General features: G+C 68.3%; 14 protein-coding genes. 3 read left to right on the plus strand and 11 right to left on the minus strand.

Going from position 1 to position 17,439, the window contains the following annotated elements; translation table 11 throughout:
• Position 1: 1 nt before the first annotated feature.
• The 8 genes from F620_RS0108050 to rpmE form a co-directional block, all read right to left on the minus strand.
• Complete coding sequence (locus F620_RS0108050) at positions 2–2,095, minus strand: transglycosylase SLT domain-containing protein (RefSeq protein WP_019570150.1); 2,094 nt, start codon at positions 2,093–2,095, stop codon at positions 2–4.
• 108 nt (positions 2,096–2,203) lie between these two features.
• Positions 2,204–2,746, minus strand: a complete 543-nt coding sequence (locus tag F620_RS0108055) for a pseudouridine synthase (RefSeq protein ID WP_019570151.1) — start codon at positions 2,744–2,746, stop codon at positions 2,204–2,206.
• Between the two features lie 4 nt (positions 2,747–2,750).
• Positions 2,751–3,416: a DUF1007 family protein gene (locus F620_RS0108060; protein ID WP_019570152.1), complete on the minus strand. Its 666-nt coding sequence runs from the start codon at positions 3,414–3,416 to the stop codon at positions 2,751–2,753.
• On the minus strand, positions 3,413–4,357 hold the full coding sequence (locus tag F620_RS0108065; protein WP_026331362.1) for a 5'-3' exonuclease H3TH domain-containing protein: 945 nt from the start codon (positions 4,355–4,357) through the stop codon (positions 3,413–3,415). The genes F620_RS0108060 and F620_RS0108065 overlap by 4 nt, the downstream gene beginning before the upstream one ends.
• The gene (gene mdh, locus F620_RS0108070) at positions 4,341–5,264 is read right to left on the minus strand and encodes a malate dehydrogenase (RefSeq protein WP_019021607.1); all 924 of its coding nucleotides are present in this window, start codon (positions 5,262–5,264) and stop codon (positions 4,341–4,343) included. The genes F620_RS0108065 and mdh overlap by 17 nt, the downstream gene beginning before the upstream one ends.
• Positions 5,265–5,289: 25 nt before the next feature.
• Complete coding sequence (locus F620_RS0108075; RefSeq protein WP_019570154.1) at positions 5,290–6,510, minus strand: malic enzyme-like NAD(P)-binding protein; 1,221 nt, start codon at positions 6,508–6,510, stop codon at positions 5,290–5,292.
• A 32-nt stretch (positions 6,511–6,542) separates the two neighbouring features.
• Entirely contained in the window at positions 6,543–7,400 is an 858-nt protein-coding gene (locus F620_RS0108080; protein WP_026331363.1) for a M48 family metallopeptidase, read from the minus strand.
• Positions 7,401–7,611: 211 nt separating this feature from the next.
• Positions 7,612–7,815 (minus strand): 50S ribosomal protein L31, encoded by a 204-nt coding sequence (rpmE, locus tag F620_RS0108085; RefSeq protein WP_018869107.1) that lies wholly within the window; start codon positions 7,813–7,815, stop codon positions 7,612–7,614.
• Positions 7,816–8,467: 652 nt separating this feature from the next.
• Between rpmE and rimO the strand changes: the two genes are divergently transcribed.
• Complete coding sequence (rimO, locus tag F620_RS0108090) at positions 8,468–9,823, plus strand: 30S ribosomal protein S12 methylthiotransferase RimO (RefSeq protein WP_196802042.1); 1,356 nt, start codon at positions 8,468–8,470, stop codon at positions 9,821–9,823.
• A gap of 28 nt (positions 9,824–9,851) precedes the next feature.
• Here the strand turns inward: rimO and F620_RS0108095 are convergent, their stop codons facing one another.
• Genes F620_RS0108095 through purH form a run of 3 tightly spaced genes read right to left on the minus strand, consistent with a single transcriptional unit; the run spans position 9,852 to position 15,289 of the window.
• Entirely contained in the window at positions 9,852–12,341 is a 2,490-nt protein-coding gene (locus F620_RS0108095) for a glycogen/starch/alpha-glucan phosphorylase (protein WP_019570157.1), read from the minus strand.
• Between the two features lie 55 nt (positions 12,342–12,396).
• The gene (purD, locus tag F620_RS0108100; RefSeq protein WP_026331364.1) at positions 12,397–13,686 is read right to left on the minus strand and encodes a phosphoribosylamine--glycine ligase; all 1,290 of its coding nucleotides are present in this window, start codon (positions 13,684–13,686) and stop codon (positions 12,397–12,399) included.
• Between the two features lie 37 nt (positions 13,687–13,723).
• The gene (purH, locus tag F620_RS0108105) at positions 13,724–15,289 is read right to left on the minus strand and encodes a bifunctional phosphoribosylaminoimidazolecarboxamide formyltransferase/IMP cyclohydrolase (protein ID WP_019570159.1); all 1,566 of its coding nucleotides are present in this window, start codon (positions 15,287–15,289) and stop codon (positions 13,724–13,726) included.
• Between the two features lie 487 nt (positions 15,290–15,776).
• Between purH and F620_RS0108110 the strand changes: the two genes are divergently transcribed.
• Positions 15,777–16,595, plus strand: a complete 819-nt coding sequence (locus F620_RS0108110; protein WP_019570160.1) for a class I SAM-dependent methyltransferase — start codon at positions 15,777–15,779, stop codon at positions 16,593–16,595.
• Entirely contained in the window at positions 16,592–17,437 is an 846-nt protein-coding gene (locus tag F620_RS0108115) for a methyltransferase domain-containing protein (RefSeq protein ID WP_018869113.1), read from the plus strand. The genes F620_RS0108110 and F620_RS0108115 overlap by 4 nt, the downstream gene beginning before the upstream one ends.
• Positions 17,438–17,439 lie beyond the last annotated feature (2 nt).

The raw sequence follows: 17,439 nt of genomic DNA on the forward strand, positions 1-17,439 counted from the left end.
GTCAGCAGGGGTCCGCGCCGCCGCCGGGAAAGCCGCAGTAGCCGCGATTCAGGGCGATGTCGTCCCCGCCGTGCACCTCGCGCAGATGGGCCTGACGGGCCTCGGCCAGGCGCGGTTCCGCCGTGACCGGGTACAGCAGGCTGGCCATCGACGGCGGTTCCTGACCGAGACGCACGGCGTACAGGATGCGGTAGGCGTACACCCGGCGGATGTACTTGCGGGTCTCGGAGAACGGGATCAGTTCCGCCCAGATGTCCGCATCCAGGGTCTCGCCGTCTTCCGGCAGCCATTGCCGGACCCGGTGGGCCCCGGCGTTGTAGGCGGCGGTGGACAGCAGCCCGTGGCCGCCGAAGCGCTCCTGATTGCGCCCGAGATAGTAGGTGCCCAGGCGGGCATTGTTCGCGGGCTCGAGGATGTCCCAGTCGGAATTCACCTGCACGCCGGCGGCCGAGGCGATGTTGCGCCCGGTGGCCGGCATGATCTGCATGATGCCCAGCGCGCCCGCGTGTGAACGTACGTCATGCAGGAAAGCGCTCTCCTGGCGCGCGACCGCCATGGCCCAGGCCGGATCAATGCCCTGATCGCGGGCGCCGGCAACGATCAGATCGTCGAAGGCCAGCGGAAAGCGCAGTTCGACATCGTCCCACTGGCGCGCGCGGGCCACGGTGAAGATCGCCCGGTCGTGCCAGCCCCATTCGGCGAACTCGTGTGCCGCCGCCACCCGCTCGTCGTTGTCCATACGCGCGACCGCGTGCTGCCATTCGCGCCGCGCCTCGGCGTGGCGATCCAGGCGCAGCAGTTCGCGCATCCGCAGCATCGCGGGCTGGTTGCGCACGCGCACCCGCAGGCCGTTGTCCAGATCCGCGCGCCGATGTCCGATACGGTAAGGCTGCCCGATCCGGTCGGCGGCGAGAAAACCGTGGAAATTGCGTTCGGTGGCGGCCCGCTCGTAGTGATCGCGGGCGCTGTCCGCATTGCCCAGGGCCTCTTCGGCGCGCGCGAACCAGTAGCGCCACTGGGCCTCTTCGCGGGTCTCGCGCGGCATGGCGCGGACCGCGTCGCGCACGGTTTCCCAGTCCCCCGCCCGCAGGGCCACGCGTACCTGCCACTGGCGCAGCTGGGCGTCGAAGACCTCTTCGTCCAGTCCGGCGAGGAACTCGGGGGCCTCGTCGCGGTAGCGCACCGCCAGGCGCAGGCCCAGGGCGTGGGCCACCGCGTTGCGGCCCTCGCTATCCAGGGTCGCCGGGCCGTTCGCGGGCCGCTCCTGCCAGGCGTCCAGGGCGGCGTCCAGATCGGAGCGGATCCAGCGCTTCCAGGCGTCTTCGGCCATGGGGCCGGCCTGCGGGTGGTCGTCGGCGTCGAAGTCGGCCTCCGCGACCCGGGCCGGCCGTTCCCGGAGTTCGAGCCAGCGTTCGGCCCAGGCTTCGTCGTCACGGTCGAGGTAGCGGCGCAGGTAGCGGGCCAGCCCGGTCTGGCCGGCGTCCATGGCGAGGGCGAAGCGCTGCATGGCCAGTTCACTGGTCAGGCCGTCGGCCGCGCGCCAGGCATCCAGGGCCGGGTCGCAGGCCGACGGCCGCGAATGGCCGTGCAGCCAGATCGATTCGATGTCTTCCAGGGCGGCGTCGTTCTCGCCTCGCTCCAGCAGGGCCTGGCGGCGATAGCAGTCCTGGGTTACCCCCGAAGAACGCTGGTCGTCGACCATCGCGAGCAGGGTATCCCATTCGGATTCCTCGCCGAGATGGCGCAGGTAGTTGGCGTACAGGCGGTCGGCCAGCGGGGTGTCGCCGTGATGCTCGAGGAATTCGCGCACCGCTTCGGGCTCCGCACGCCCGAGGTTGCGGGCAAGGCGGCGGTAGTCGAGATACGGGGCCAGGGGGTAATCGGCCAGGGTCTCGCGGGCGCGCTCGAACGCCTCGGTGTTGCCCCGGTTGAGGGCCCGTTCGGCGGTGATGAACAGGCCGCGCTCGAAGGCGTAGCGAGTTTCTTCCGCGCCGGAACCGGAGTCCGCGGCAGAGGGGCCGCCGACCAGCAGGGTCAGGACCATGGCCAAGATCGTGCCGGGGCCGCCGGCGATCAGCCGCTGACGAATGCGCATGCCTGTGTCTCCTGAGCCTCCGCGTATTCGAACATCATCCGTCAGGTCCGGCGGGCTGGCAATCCCCGCGCCCGCGTTTTGCGCGGCATGACGCGCAATGCCGCCCGATCAGCCGGAAAGCAGCAGGGTCTCGCCGCGGGCCAGCCCGTCGATGGTCCAGGAGGCGACGCGGTAGCGCACCAGGCGCAGGGTCGGATGGCCGACCGCGGCGGTCATGCGCCGGACCTGGCGGTTGCGCCCTTCGTACAGGGTGATCGCGAGCCAGCGGGTGGGGATGTGGCGGCGAAAGCGCACCGGCGGGTCGCGTTCCGGCAGGTCCGGCGGGTCCATACGGTCGACCTTCGCCGGCAGGGTGAGTCCGTCGCGCAGTTCGACCCCGGTGCGCAGGGCGTCCAGTGCGGCCTCGTCGGGTTCGCCTTCCACCTGCACCCAGTAGGTCTTGCCCGCGGAGTCGGGGCCGGGGCGGGTGATGCGGGCGTTCAGGGCGCCATCGTCAGTGAGCACCAGAAGGCCCTCGGAATCGCGGTCCAGACGTCCGGCCGGGTGCACGCCGGGCAGGTCGATGTAATCGGCCAGGGTGGGACGGCCCTCGCGGTCGGTGAACTGGCTGAGCACACCCCAGGGCTTGTGGAACAGAAGAATCCGGCTCATGCCCTCAGTCGCAGCGCAGGGTCACACGGTCGGCAAAGTGGCGGCCGAGGTTTTCTTCGGGTTCGGCACCGTAGTCGAGCGCCATGGCGCGCGCGACCATCGCCGGATCGGGCCGTGGCCGGTCGACCTCGGCCTCGCATTCCGGTGCCCCGCGCACCCGCGGAGGGCGTTCATCGGGGTGCAGGATCTCGATGAAATAGGTGGGATCAAAGACGCGGTAATCCACCGGCGTCCGCGCCGGGTCGGGCGCACCCTCGAGCGCCAGGGTGAACCGGTATTCCAGGGTGTCTCCGTCCTTTTCCATCCGCGCCTCGCCCTCCGGCCGCACTTCGATCGCGTGGCCTTCGGCCTCGAAGTGCGTGTACCAGTCGTATTCCTCCAGGTTGTCGAGGATCTCGCGCGCCAGCGCGTTCAGGCGCTCGGCGTCGCTGTCGCCCTCCTGGTGGGCCAGGGCGTCTTCGTGGAGGTATTCGGAGTACATCGGGTCGAATTGCCACAGGTGATGCATGCGTACCAGCTGGCCGGTGGCGTCGCGCTCGAAGTCGACCTCGAGATCGATCCAGGCGTGCGGATGGGCGGCTGCGGTGCCGGGCAGGCCGGCCGTCGCGGCCAGCAGCAGGAATGCGGCAAGGCGCGTCGCCAGGCGCGTTTGAATGCGGACCGGGTTCATGCCGGGATGGCCTCCGGGGTCGGGGCGGCGGCATGCAGCAGCCGCTCGTGGTAGTCGGGGTGCACGCCAAGGTCATGCAGCCGGACGTATATGTCCCTGACCGGTCCGCGCGGCTGCAGTTCGGCGAGCAGATCGGAACCCCGGGGGAGTCCCGGGACGTGATCCACCAGACCGGTCAGCCGGCGCGACAGACGCAGGCGTTCGGGGTCGGCGGCGATCGCCTGCGCGAGGGCGGTGGCGCGGCGCAGGTTGCAGCGGCGAACCGCGTCGGGATCGGCAAGCACGCTTTCCAGGTCACCCAGGCGGCGCAGGATGCGGGCCGCTCCGCGTGGGCCCAGGCCGTGGATCCCCGGGATGTTGTCGCTGCGGTCACCGGCCAGCGCCAGCAGGTCGGCCACCTGGTCGGGGCGCACGCGCAGGCGCTTCTCCAGGGCCCGGCGATCCATGGGTCGGCCGCGTTCCGGGTCGTGCAGGTGGTCCCGGTCGCCGAGGATGGTCTGTGCCAGATCCTTGTCGGCGCTCATCACCGCGACCGGCAGCCCTGCCGTGCGCGCGTTGCGGGCCAGGGTGGCGATCAGATCGTCGGCCTCGTATTCGGGGCGTGAGAAGCGGGCCAGCCCGAGGGCGTCCAGCAGCTCGCCGATCCGCTCGAACTGTGCCCGCAGCTCGGGTGGCGCCGGCGGGCGATGGGCCTTGTACCCGGGGTCGAGGCGGTGGCGGAAACCGCACCGCAGCGAGGTGTCGAAACAGAAGCCCAGCGGCCCCGGGGCACGCTGCGGCAGCCACTGGCACAGGGAATGGACGAAGCCGTGCAGCGCACCACCCGGACGCCCCTGCGGGTCGGGGTCGAGGCCGCGCGCGAACCAGGCGCGGAACACGAAGATGCTGGTGTCCACGACCGTGCAGGTCGGACACGGGGCGGGTTCACTGCAGGCGTTCAAGATCCTTCCGGATGCCGCCGATGGAGCGTTCGAGATCCGCCTGTTCTTCGGGTTTCAGGTCCAGTTCGACGATCCGTTCCATGCCCCCCTGGCCGAGGATGCAGGGGACGCCGGTGGCGACATCGCGCTGGCCGTATTCGCCGTCCAGCAGCGCGACCGTGGGCAGCACCCGACGCCGGTCGAGCGCGATCGCCTCGACCATCTCGGCGATCGCCGCGGCCGGGGCCGCGTAGGCGCTGGAGGTCTGCTTGAGGGCGAGGATCTCGGCGCCGCCGTGGCGGGTGCGCTCGACGATGGAGTCGAGGGTCTCGCGATCGAGGAATCGGTCCAGCGGGATCCCGTTGACGTGCGAGTAGCGCAGCAGCGGGACCATGGCGTCGCCGTGCCCACCCAGCACCAGGGCCTGGATGTCGTGCACCGACAGGCCGGTCTCCAGCGCGATGAAGGCCGCCATGCGCGAGGTGTCGAGCACGCCCGCCTGCCCCATGATCCGGTCGCGGCTCCAGCCGGTCTTCTGCGCCGCACGCCAGGTCAGCACGTCCACCGGGTTGGAGACCACCAGCAGGCGGCTGTCCGGGGCGTGTTGCTGCACCTGATCGAGGATCGCGTCGAGGATCGCGACGTTCTTGTCGAGGACATCGGAGCGCGACATGCCCGGCTTGCGCGGCAGTCCGGCGGTGATGATCACCAGTTCCGCACCGGCGATGACGTCCGCCTCGTGGGAACCGGTCAGGCGGGTGTCGAAGCCCAGCAGCGGCGCGGTCTCCTGGATGTCCAGCGCGGCCCCGGCGGCGATCCCTTCATGGACATCCAGCAGCGCGATCTCGCGGGCGAGGTCACGGCGGGCGAGGAACTGCGCGGTGGATTCCCCCACTCGCCCGGCTCCGACAATGGCGATCTTCTGCATGGCCAGCGCTCCTCGGGCTGTGTGTTCAGGTTCGGGCCACGCCGCTGTCGCGGGCTGCCCGGGCCACCGCCTCCGGGATGGTCTCGATCAGGCGCGGATCGAACGGCGTGGGGAGGATGTAGTCCGGTCCGAACTCCAGGTGGTCGCGGCCGTAGGCGTCCAGCACGCTCTGCGGCACCGGTTCGCGCGCCAGGTCGGCGATCGCGTGGGTGGCCGCGACCAGCATGGCGTCGTTGATGCGCCGGGCGCGCACGTCCAGCGCCCCGCGGAAGATGAACGGGAACCCGAGCACGTTGTTGACCTGGTTGGGGTAGTCGGAGCGGCCGGTCGCCATGATCAGGTCGTCCCGGGTCTCGCGGGCCAGGTCCGGCCGGATCTCCGGGTCCGGATTGGACAGCGCGAAGATCACCGGATTCGGTGCCATGCTTTGCAGCATCTCGGGGGTCAGGATGTCCGGCCCGGACAGCCCGATGAACACGTCGGCGTCGCGGCAGGCATCCTCCAGCGTGCGGTCCTCGGTGTCCACCGCGAAGATCTGCTTGTATTCATTGAGGTCTTCACGGTGGCTGTGGATCACGCCATTGCGGTCGACCATGTGGATGAGATGCTTGCTCGCGCCCAGACGCACCAGCAGCTGCATGGAGGCGATGCCGGCTGCGCCCGCGCCCACGCAGACGATCCGGGCGTCGGCCAGGTCCTTGCCCTGGATGGCCAGGGCGTTGAGCAGCCCGGCCGCGGTGATGATGGCCGTGCCGTGCTGGTCGTCGTGGAACACCGGGATGTCCAGGCGATCACTCAGGCGGCGTTCGATCTCGAAGCAGTGGGGCGCCGCGATGTCCTCGAGGTTGATGCCGCCGAAGCCGCCGGCGATGCGCGCCACGGTATTGATGAAGTCCTCGGGCTGGGCGGCGTCGACCTCGATGTCGAACACGTCGACCCCGGCGAAGGTCTTGAACAGCACGCCCTTGCCCTCCATCACTGGTTTGGAAGCCAGCGCGCCGGTGTTGCCCAGGCCGAGAACCGCGGTGCCGTCGGTGATCACGGCCACCAGGTTGCCCTTGCCGGTATAGCGGTAGACCTCGTCGGGGTTGTCGGCGATGGCGCGCACCGGGGCCGCCACGCCGGGCGAATACGCCAGCGACAGGTCGTCCTGCGTGGCGGTGGGCTTGGTGACGTGGATGGCCAGTTTCCCGGCCGGTTCGCGGGCGTGGTAGTCGAGGGCGCGCTGATTGAAATCGTCGGACATGATTGCGAACGGGCCTTGTGCGGGCGGTGGGTTCAGTTGACCGGGTGGGTCGGCAGATCATTGCGGTCGCGGGCCGCCTCGTACAGCGGTCGTACCTCGTCGGCCAGCCGGGCGAGCTCGCGCTGGCGCCCTTCCGGCGCCGGATGGGTGCTGAGGAACACCGGATGGCGGCTGCCATTGGACTGTTCCGCCATCTTGCGCCACAGCGCCGGGGCGGCGTCGGGGTCGTAGCCGGCGCGGGCCGCCAGTTCGATGCCGATCTCGTCGGCTTCGGTTTCCATGCGCCGGCTGTGGGGCAGCTGCACCGCCAGCACCGCGCCCAGCGCGGCGCCGGTCAGCGCCAGCTCGGAGCGGTCGCCGGTGATGGCGAAGCCGGTGACCGCCAGATTGGAGGCCATCGCCACCGACATCTTCTCGGCGCTGTGGGCGGACAGGGCATGGCCGATCTCGTGGCCGATGATCTGCGCCAGTTCGTCGTCGGTCAGTTCCAGCTGTTCGATGATGCCCGAGTAGATCGCCATCTTGCCGCCGGCCATGGCGAACGCGTTGAGGGTGTCCGGCGCCTCGATGACCGCGATCTCCCAGTCCCAGTCCGCGGTTTCGGGGCGGTACTCGATGGCCTGTGCCACGACCCGGCCGGTGATGCCGTGGACCCGTTCGGTCATCTCGGGGTCGGCGTTGATCCGGCCTTCGTCGCGTGCGCCGGAGAGCATCTCCACGTACGCCTCGCGCGAGGCGTCGATCGCCTGGTTCTCCGAGACCAGCATCAGCTGGGAACGTCCCGTCACCGGATTGGTGGTGCAGGCGGGCAGGCCCAGGGCCATGCCCAGTACGGCGATCAGGGCCAGCACCGGCAGGCGCCGGCGCAGCGGACGGAACAGCGAGTTCATGCGTGACCAGTTCATGCGGTTTCTGCCTGCAGGTCCCGCGGGGATGCGGGATGATGACACCTCTTCAGCATACACCCTGCGGACCGCCCTGCGGAGCCCGCACGCAAACGAGGGCACCCCGAAGGATGCCCTCGCCGGATCGGCCACGCCGGCGGGGCCGATGGGCCGCCGCCTGCCTGCGGGGCCGCGTGATGCGACCTCGCGCGGGACTTCAGAACGCGAAGCGGCGCTTGAACTTGTCCACCTGGCCGGCGGTGTCGACGATCTTCTGCTTGCCGGTGTAGAACGGATGGCACTGCGAGCAGACGTCCAGGTGCATCTCGTCCTGACCCAGGGTGGAACGGGTCGTGAACTTCGTGCCACAGGTGCAGATCACGTTGACTTCGCGGTATTGGGGATGGATCTCGGCTTTCATGGTCGACTCACGCGTGTTCGGGCGAAAAGTGCGCTAGCATAGCTGCCTCCTGTGGCCGGGCGCAAGTCGACGGCGGTCTTCGCGGGGGGCGGCCGGGATCCGGACGTGCTGTCGGGCGGTGCGAACAACTCGTTGTCTTGCGGGGCGTTCCGGCGGGGCGTGCGTTTTGCCCGAAACCGGTCGGTTCGCGTCCGAGCACGTTCCCGTCATCGCGAGTCGCGAAGCGATGTGGCGATCTCCATCCGAAGCCACCTGTTCCTGCATGCAGCCCGCTTCGGCCGATTGCCACGTCGCCTTCGGCTCCTCGCAATGACGGGGCGAGGGGGCTGCGACTCGCGATGGCGGGAGCCTGCCCGCAGGCGAACAGGGCCGGCGGGCTGCTCTCCGGGCGGTACGGGCAAGTCGTCGTCTTGCGGGGCGTTGTGCCGGGGCGCGCGAGTTTTCCCCGAAACCTGTGGAAAACTTTGTGGACGAACTGTCACTGGATGGCGCCAGCGGCTTGCTGCGGCGCAGGACTCTGGATTGGTCAGTTTTTGCCCAGGGTTTTTATATTACTGAAAATAAAGTGTTCCTTGTATGTCAATGGGCCCGGGCCCGGTGCTGCCCGGGGTCGGGGCCGGCGTGAAAGGACGGGAGTCGCGTTGTGAATAACATGTCCGTATTGTCAAGCGCAGTGCCGCAGGTCGGCTTTGTCAGTCTTGGCTGTCCCAAGGCGCTGGTGGATTCCGAGCGCATCCTGACCCGGCTGCGCGCCGAGGGCTACGGGATCGTCGGGGACTACACCGGGGCGGACCTGGTGGTGGTCAATACCTGCGGGTTCATCGACGAGGCGGTGGAAGAATCGCTGGGGGCGATCGGCGAGGCCCTGGCGGAGAACGGGCAGGTGATCGTGACCGGCTGCCTGGGCAAGGATGCCGAGACCATCCACGAGCGCCACCCGGACGTGCTGGCGGTGACCGGGCCGCATGCCTACGAGGATGTGGTCACGGCGGTGCACGAGCACCTGCCGCCGCCGGCGGGCACCTTCGAGACCCTGGTGCCGCCGGAGGGCATTCGTCTGACCCCGCGCCACTACGCCTATCTGAAGATCTCCGAGGGCTGCAACCACCGCTGCAGCTTCTGCATCATCCCCGGCCTGCGCGGCGATCTGGTCAGCCGCCCGATCGGCGAGGTACTGGCGGAGGCCGAGCGCCTGGCCGAGGCCGGGGTGCGCGAGATCCTGGTGATCTCGCAGGACACCTCGGCCTTCGGGGTCGACGTGAAATACCGTACCGGCTTCCACGGCGGGCGCCCGATCCGTTCGGACATCGCGCACCTCGCCGAGGCCCTGGGGCAGCTGGGCATCTGGGTGCGCCTGCACTACGTCTATCCGTATCCGCATGTGGATCGCCTGATCCCGCTGATGGGCTCCGGCGAGGAGGGCGGGCTGCTGCCCTATCTCGACATGCCGCTGCAGCATGGCCACCCGCGGGTGCTCAAGGCGATGCGCCGTCCGGCCGCGGCGGAGAAGGTGCTGGAGCGGATCGCCGACTGGCGCGCGCAGGTGCCGGACCTGACCCTGCGCTCGACGTTCATCGTGGGCTTCCCCGGCGAGACCGAGGCCGAGTTCGAGACCCTGCTGGACTTCCTGCGCGAGGCGCAGCTGGACCGCGTCGGGGCCTTTGCCTATTCGCCGGTGGACGGGGCCGAGGCCAATGCCCTTCCGGACCCGGTGCCCGAGCCCGTGCGCCAGGAACGCCTGGCGCGTTTCATGGAGGTGCAGGCACAGATCAGTGCCGAGCGCCTGCGCCGTCGGGTGGGCACGCAGCCGGTTGTGCTGGTCGACGGCACCGACGAACACGGCGTCGTGGTCGCGCGTTCGGCCGCAGAGGCGCCGGAGATCGACGGGGTGATCCGCGTGCCGGATGCCGATCCCGACTCGGTGGAGGCGGGGGACTTCATCGAGGTGCGGATCACCGCTGCCCGCGAGCACGACCTGATCGCCGAGGTCGCCGACCCGGACGAGTGACCGGGGCGGCCTCGCTCGGCGGCCGTGCTCAGCCGCCGTTGCGCTTCGGGGCCACCGGTTCCGGCGTGGCGTCCCAGATCTTCTCCGCGTAGTCACGCACCGTGCGGTCGATGGAGAAATAGCCCATGCGCGCGATGTTGGTGAGCGCCGCGGCATTCCAGCATTCCGGCTGCGCATACAGCGTGTCGGCCCGTTCGCAGGCCTCGCGGTAGGCGGGGTAGTCGGCGAGCACGAAGAACGGGTCGTCCTGGCGCAGGTAGCGTCCCAGTTCCGCATGGGTGGCGTTGTCGTCGCAGGTGAAATAGCCCTGCTCGATCATCTCCACCGTACGCGTCAGGGCCGGGCGCCCGGCGAGCATCGCCTCGGGGGGCTCGCCGCGGGCGCGGTGGGCGACCACCTCGGACTCGGTCATGCCGAAGATGAAGATGTTTTCTTCGCCCACCGCGTCGCGGATCTCGATGTTGGCACCGTCCAGCGTGCCGATGGTCAGCGCGCCGTTCAGGGCCAGCCTCATGTTGCCGGTGCCCGACGCCTCGAAGCCCGCGGTGGAGATCTGCTCCGAGAGGTCCGCCGCGGGGATGATCACGGTCGCGGCGCTGACCTCGTAGTTGGGGATGAACACGCACTTCAGGCGGTCCCCCACCTGCGGGTCGTGGTTGATGACGTCCGCGACCTCGTTGATGACCTGGATGATGTCCTTGGCGCGCTGGTAGCCGGGGGCCGCCTTGCCGCCGAAGATCACCACCCGCGGGGGCACGTCCTCGCCGTCGCGGATGCGGTTGTACAGCTCGATCACGTGCAGCAGCTTGAGCAGCTGGCGCTTGTATTCGTGGATGCGCTTGATCTGTACGTCGAACAATACGTCGGTGCGGATGCGGATGCCGGTGCGTTCGCGCACCAGCGCGGCCAGGCGCTCCTTGTTCTTGCGCTTGACCTGCTGAAACTTCTGTTGAAGCTCCGGATCCGCGACCCAGGGCTCCAGCGCGCGCAGGCGTTCAAGGTCGTACTGCCAGTCGTGGCCGATCTTTTCGCCGAGGAACTCGGTCAGCTCCGGATTGGCCTGGATCATCCACAGCCGGGGGGTCACGCCGTTGGTGACATTGACGAAGCGTTCCGGCCACAGCTGGTAGAAATCGGCGAACAGGGTCTGTTTCAGCAGCTCGGTATGCAGCGCGGCGACACCGTTGATCTGATGCGAACCGACCACCGCCAGATGAGCCATGCGGACGTTGCGACCGCCTTCCTCGTCGATCAGCGACAGCCGCTTGAGGCGCTCCTCGTCGCCGGGGAAACGCCGGCGCACCATCTCGAGGAATTCGTGGTTGATGCGGTAGATGATCTGCATGTGCCGTGGCAGCACGCGGGTCATGAGGTCCACCGACCAGGTTTCCAGGGCCTCGGGCATCAGGGTGTGGTTGGTGTAGGCGAATACCTTGCGGCACAGCTCCCAGGCACGGGCCCAGTGCAGCTCGTGGCGGTCCATCAGCAGGCGCATCATCTCCGCCACCGCGATCGCCGGGTGGGTGTCGTTCAGCTGGATCGCGACCTGGTGGGGCAGGTCGTCCAGGGTATAGCCCAGCTCCAGGTGGCGATCGAGGATGTCGTGCAGCGAGGCGGCGACAAAGAAGTATTCCTGCTTCAGCCGCAGTTCCTTGCCGATGGCGGTGGCGTCGTTGGGGTAGAGCACCATGGAGATGCTCTCCGACTGGCTCTTGTCGGCGACCGCGCGGATGTAGTCGCCCTCGTTGAAGTAGCGCAGGTCGAAGTCGCGGGTCGCCTTGGCGCCCCACAGGCGCAGGTTGTTCACGTTGCGCCGGCCGTAGCCCGCGGTGGGGTAGTCATAGGCCATGGCCAGGATCTGTTCGCCGTCTTCCCAGGAGTAGTGCACCGAGCCGTCGTTCCGGTGGTGTTCCACCACCTCGCCGTAGAAGCGGATCGGGTACTTGCGCTCGGCGCGCGGGAACTCCCAGGGGTTGCCGTAGCGCAGCCAGTTGTCCGGGTGCTCGACCTGACGGTAGGGTTCGAACTGCTGGCGGAACATGCCGTATTCATAGCGGATACCGTAGCCGAAGCCGGGATAGCCCTGGGTTGCCAGCGATTCGAGGATGCAGGCGGCCAGACGCCCGAGGCCGCCGTTGCCCAGCGCGGCGTCATCCTCCCAGGCAACGATCTCGTCGTAGTCCTGTCCCAGCTGAGCGAGGGCCTCGCGGGTCTCGTCGAGGATGCCGGTGTTGCGCAGGTTGGCCTCCAGCATGCGCCCGATCAGGTATTCCATCGACAGGTAATAGACCCGCTTGACGTCTTCCGCGTCGAACTGGCGGCGGGTCAGCAGCCGGCGTTCGATCATGCGTTCGCGCACCGCGAACGAGGTGGCATCGAGCCAGTCGCGCTGGGTGGCCTGTTTCGGATCCTTTCCGACGAAGCGGACCATGGCATCACGGATGGACTGTTTCAGGCCCTCGGTATCGTGCGGGAGCGGGCTGAGCGGGGGGGCCGTCGTGTCGGCGCTGGTGGACATCTTTTTTCTCCGGGGGGTTGCGGCCGGACACGCCCGCCATCGACCCCGGCGCCGTTCAGGCGGGGCGGTCGATGGCGCGGTGTCCAATATCGGTACGGAAGTATATACCCTCGAAGCGGATTTCCCCGAGGGCGGTGTAGGTCTTTTTCTGCGCGTCGGCATAATCGGTCCCCAGACCAACCACGCACAGCACGCGGCCTCCGGCGGTGATGACCTGCCCATGGTCGTCGATGGTGGTGCCGGCATGGAACACGCGGGCGTCGGGAAGCGGCTCCACCGCCTCCAGGCCCTCGATCACATCGCCCTTGCGGTATGCGTCCGGGTAGCCCTCGGCGGCGGCGACCACGCCCAGCGCCACGCGCGGGTCCCAGCGGGCCTCCACCTGGTCGAGCCGGCCGTCCAGCGCGGCCTCGACCAGACCCGCCAGGTCGCTTTCCAGGCGCATCAGGATCGGCTGGGTCTCCGGGTCGCCAAAACGGCAGTTGAATTCCAGCACCTTCGGGTTGCCGTCGGCATCGACCATGATCCCGGCATACAGGAACCCGGTATAGGCCTCGCCGTCGGCGGCCATGTCGCGCACCACGGGTTCGATGACCTCGTGCAGGATGCGGTCGTGCAGGGTGTCGGTGACCACCGGGGCCGGCGAATAGGCACCCATGCCCCCGGTGTTGGGGCCACGGTCGCCGTCATCGCGCGCCTTGTGGTCCTGCGAGGAGGCCAGCGGCAGCACGTGCTCGCCGTCCACCATGCAGATGAAGCTGGCCTCCTCGCCCTGCAGGAATTCCTCGACAACCACCCGGTGCCCGGCCTCGCCGAAGGCATTGCCGGCCAGCATGTCGCGTACCGCGGCGCGCGCCTCGTCGGTGGTCTGCGCGAGGATCACGCCCTTGCCGGCGGCCAGGCCGTCGGCCTTCACCACGATGGGCGCGCCGTGGGTGTCAATGAACGCCAGCGCGGCGTCCTCGTCCTCGAAGCTGCCGTACGCCGCCGTGGGGATGCCGTGGCGCTGCATGAAATCCTTGGCGAAGGATTTCGATCCCTCCAGGCGTGCGGCGTCGGCGGTGGGACCGAAGATCGGCTGGCCGGCGGCGCGGAAGGCATCCACCACGCCCGCAACCAGCGGTGCCTCGGGCCCGACCACGGTGAAGGCGACATCCTCGTTCCGGGCCACGGCTAGCAGGCCGTCGATGTCGGTGGCGGCGCAGTCGACGTTCTCGCAGCCGGGTTCGCCGGCGGTGCCGGCATTGCCCGGCGCGACCAGCACCCGCGCGACCCGCGCGGACTGCGCCAGTTTCCAGGCGAGGGCGTGTTCACGCCCGCCGCCGCCGATCACCAGGACGTTGATGGCCGTTTCGTTCATGAGCGTTCTCCTGCGGCCGCGATCAGTGGCGGAAGTGGCGCATGCCGGTGAAGACCATCGCGATGCCGTGCTCGTCGGCCGCGGCGATGACCTCCTCGTCGCGCATCGAGCCGCCCGGCTGGATCACCGCGGTGATGCCGGCGCCGGCGGCGGCATCGATGCCGTCGCGGAACGGGAAGAAGGCGTCCGAGGCCATCACCGAACCGGCCACCTGCAGGCCCTCGTCGGCGGCCTTGATCCCGGCGATGCGCGCGGAGTACACCCGGCTCATCTGGCCGGCGCCCACGCCGACGGTCTGCTGGTCGCGGGCATACACGATGGCGTTGGATTTCACGTACTTGCCCACCTGCCAGGCGAAGGCCAGGTCGCGGTTCTCCTGCTCGGTGGGGGTGCGCGCGGTGACGATCTTCAGGTCCGTGTCGGCCAGCGAGCCGCGATCGGTATCCTGCACCAGCAGCCCGCCACCGATGCGTTTGTAGTCCAGCCCCGGGGCCGCGGGGGCGTCGGGGATCTCCAGCACGCGTACGTTCTTCTTCGCGGACAGCGCGCGCAGGGCGCCGGAGGTGATCTCCGGCGCCATCACCACCTCCACGAACTGCCGGCTGACGATGGCCTGTGCGGTGTCCCCCTCCAGCGGGCGGTTGAACGCGATGATGCCGCCGAAGGCCGAGGTCGGGTCGGTCTGGAACGCGCGCTCGTAGCTCATCAGCTGGGACGGAGCGACCGCGACCCCGCAGGGGTTGGCATGCTTGACGATCACGCAGGCCGCCTCGTCGAACTGGCGCACGCACTCCCAAGCGGCGTCGGCATCCGCCAGATTGTTGTACGACAGCGACTTGCCCTGGTGCTGGCGGAAACTGGCGAGGGAGCCGGGTGCCGGCTGCGGATCGCGGTAGAACGCGGCGTTCTGGTGCGGGTTCTCGCCGTAGCGCAGGGCCTCCACCCGCTGGAAGGTCGCGTTGAGCTGGCCGGGGAATGCCTCCCGGTTACCTTCGTCATCCAGTGCCGAAAGGTAGTTGCTGATGGCCGCGTCGTAGCGGGCGACGTGGTCGAACGCCGCCACCGCGAAGCGGAAGCGCAGCGCGGCGGGGATACCGCCGTGTTCATCCAGAGCCTCGACGATCGCACGGTACTGGCCGGGATCGGTGGCCACGGTCACGTCGCGGTAGTTCTTGGCGGCGGCGCGCAGCATGGCCGGACCGCCGATGTCGATGTTCTCGATCGCCTCTTCCAGTGTGGCGTCGGGGCGCGCCACGGTGTTCTCGAACGGGTACAGGTTCACCACCAGCAGGTCGATCGGCGGGATGTCGTGGGTCTCCATCGCCCCGGCGTCGGTGTCGCGCCGGCCCAGCAGCCCGCCGTGGATCCGCGGGTGCAGGGTCTTCACCCGGCCGTCCATGATCTCGGGGAAACCGGTGTGTTCCGAGACCTCGGTCACCGGGATCCCGTGCTCGCCCAGCAGACGCGCGGTGCCGCCGGTGGACAGCAGTTCGGTCCCGCGTTCGTGGAGGTGGCGGGCGAGTTCCACCACGCCGGTTTTTTCGGAAACGGACAGCAGCGCGCGGCGCACGGGAGCCTGGGTAGTCATGGGACCTCGAAATCGCGTCAAAACGGCCATTATAGCGAAGGTGTCGGGGATGTCGCGGCCGTGCGGGCGGGTGCAGTGCCGGACGGTGCGGCCGGTGGCCGATTTGTAATTTGGGCGCAAAACCTTTAGCGTATAAAAACACTTTCGGACACAACGCCTGCGTTCCGACGCAACGCATGGCACCGTTTGCGATCCCCGAGCCAGGCGCGCGAAAGCCGCCAGACCACGGCTCGGCACCCGGGCAACCACCGAATCCTTCCGGGTGTCAGGAACCGCCGGCCAGGCCGGCGCCGGATGCTGGAAACAACGCATCCGTATCGGGAGCCCGCGATGACGGGCCGCCCGTACCCGGTCCTCGCAGGAGAAGTTTCATGCCAGCGACCCGGGGTGCGGGATCGTCTTCGGTCGTACAGGCGTTGTAACCCGGTGCATCCGTGGCCACGAGGGCCGGACGCACTTCATTGCAGCAAAGCCAAGAGGAATCAGCATGTCAGCGAACGTGAAGAACGATCAGGATTTCGGCGACGAGCCGATTGAACGCCGCGATACCGACAACTACCACCAGGAATACACCACCGGTTTTGTCGACAAGTGGGACGACCTGATCGACTGGGACAGCCGCGCCAAGAGCGAGGGCACGTTCTTCATCGAGGAACTGAAGAAGCGTGGCGCCAAGCGCGTGCTCGACGTCGCCGCCGGCACCGGTTTCCATTCCGTGCAGCTGCTTGAGGCCGGCTTCGACGTGGTGACCGCCGACGGCGCCCACGAGATGCTCGTGAAGGCCTTCGAGAACGGCCGTTCGCGCGGCCACATCCTGCGCACGGTGCAGGCCGACTGGCGCATGCTCAACCGCGACATCTACGGCCGCTACGACGCCGTGGTCTGCCTGGGCAACTCCTTCACCCATCTGTTCAACGAGCACGACCGCCGCAAGGCCCTGGCCGAGTTCTACTCCGCCCTGAACCATGACGGCGTGCTGATCCTGGACCAGCGCAACTACGACACCATCCTGGATCACGGTTACTCGTCCAAGCACACGTACTACTACTGTGGCGACGACGTGCAGGTGGAACCGGCCCACGTCGACGAAGGCCTGGCCCGCTTCCAGTACCGCTTCCCCGACGGGTCCGAGTACTTCCTGAACATGTTCCCGCTGCGCAAGGCCTATGTCCGCCGTCTGATGCGCGAGGTCGGTTTCCAGCAGATCGAGACCTACGGGGACTTCCAGGAGACCTACCGCGAAGCCGATCCGGATTTCTTCATTCACGTCGCCGACAAGACCTATCTCGAGGGCGAGAATCGATGAGCCAGGACTATTCCGACGTCGTTGAAACGGCGCGCGACTACTACAACAGCGAGGATGCCGACACCTTCTACAAGATGGTGTGGGGCGGTGAAGACCTGCACATCGGCCTGTACGAGTACCAGGACGAGCCGATCGGTGACGCCAGCCGGCGCACCGTGGCTCACATGGCCGACATGCTGGGCGAGCCGGAGCCGCACTGGCGCGTGCTCGACATGGGCGCGGGCTACGGTGGCGTGGCCCGCTACCTGGTGGAGAACTACCGCTGTGACGTGACCGCGCTCAACCTCTCCGAGAAGGAAAACGAGCGCGATCGCGAGATCAACCGGGCGCGTCAGCTGGACCACAAGATCACCGTGGTCGACGGCTCCTTCGAGAAGGTGGACGAGCCGGACGAGTCCTACGACGTGGTGTGGTCCGAGGATTCGTTCCTGCACAGCCCGAACGAGGACAAGTACAAGGTCATCCAGGAGGCAGCGCGGCTGCTCAAGCCGGGTGGCTGGCTGATCTTCACCGATCCGATGCAGACGGATGACTGCCCCGAGGGCGTGCTGGATCCGATCCTTGCACGCATCCACCTCGATTCGCTGGCCTCCCCGTCCCTGTACCGCGATGCGGCGCAGAAGGCCGGGCTGCGCGAGATCGGTTTCGAGGAGCATTCCGGGCAGATCTCGACGCACTACGGTCGGGTGAAGCAGGAACTGGAGTCGCGCGAGGAGGAGCTCAAGCGCTTCATCTCGCAGGACTACATCGACCGCATGAAGCAGGGCCTGCAGCACTGGGTCGACGGGGGCAACTCCGGGTACCTGACCTGGGGCATCTTCCGCTTCCGCAAGCCGGAATAAGA

The organism is Thioalkalivibrio sp. ALE11 (genome assembly GCF_000381205.1).
In the GTDB taxonomy this organism is placed as follows: Bacteria; Pseudomonadota; Gammaproteobacteria; order Ectothiorhodospirales; family Ectothiorhodospiraceae; genus Thioalkalivibrio.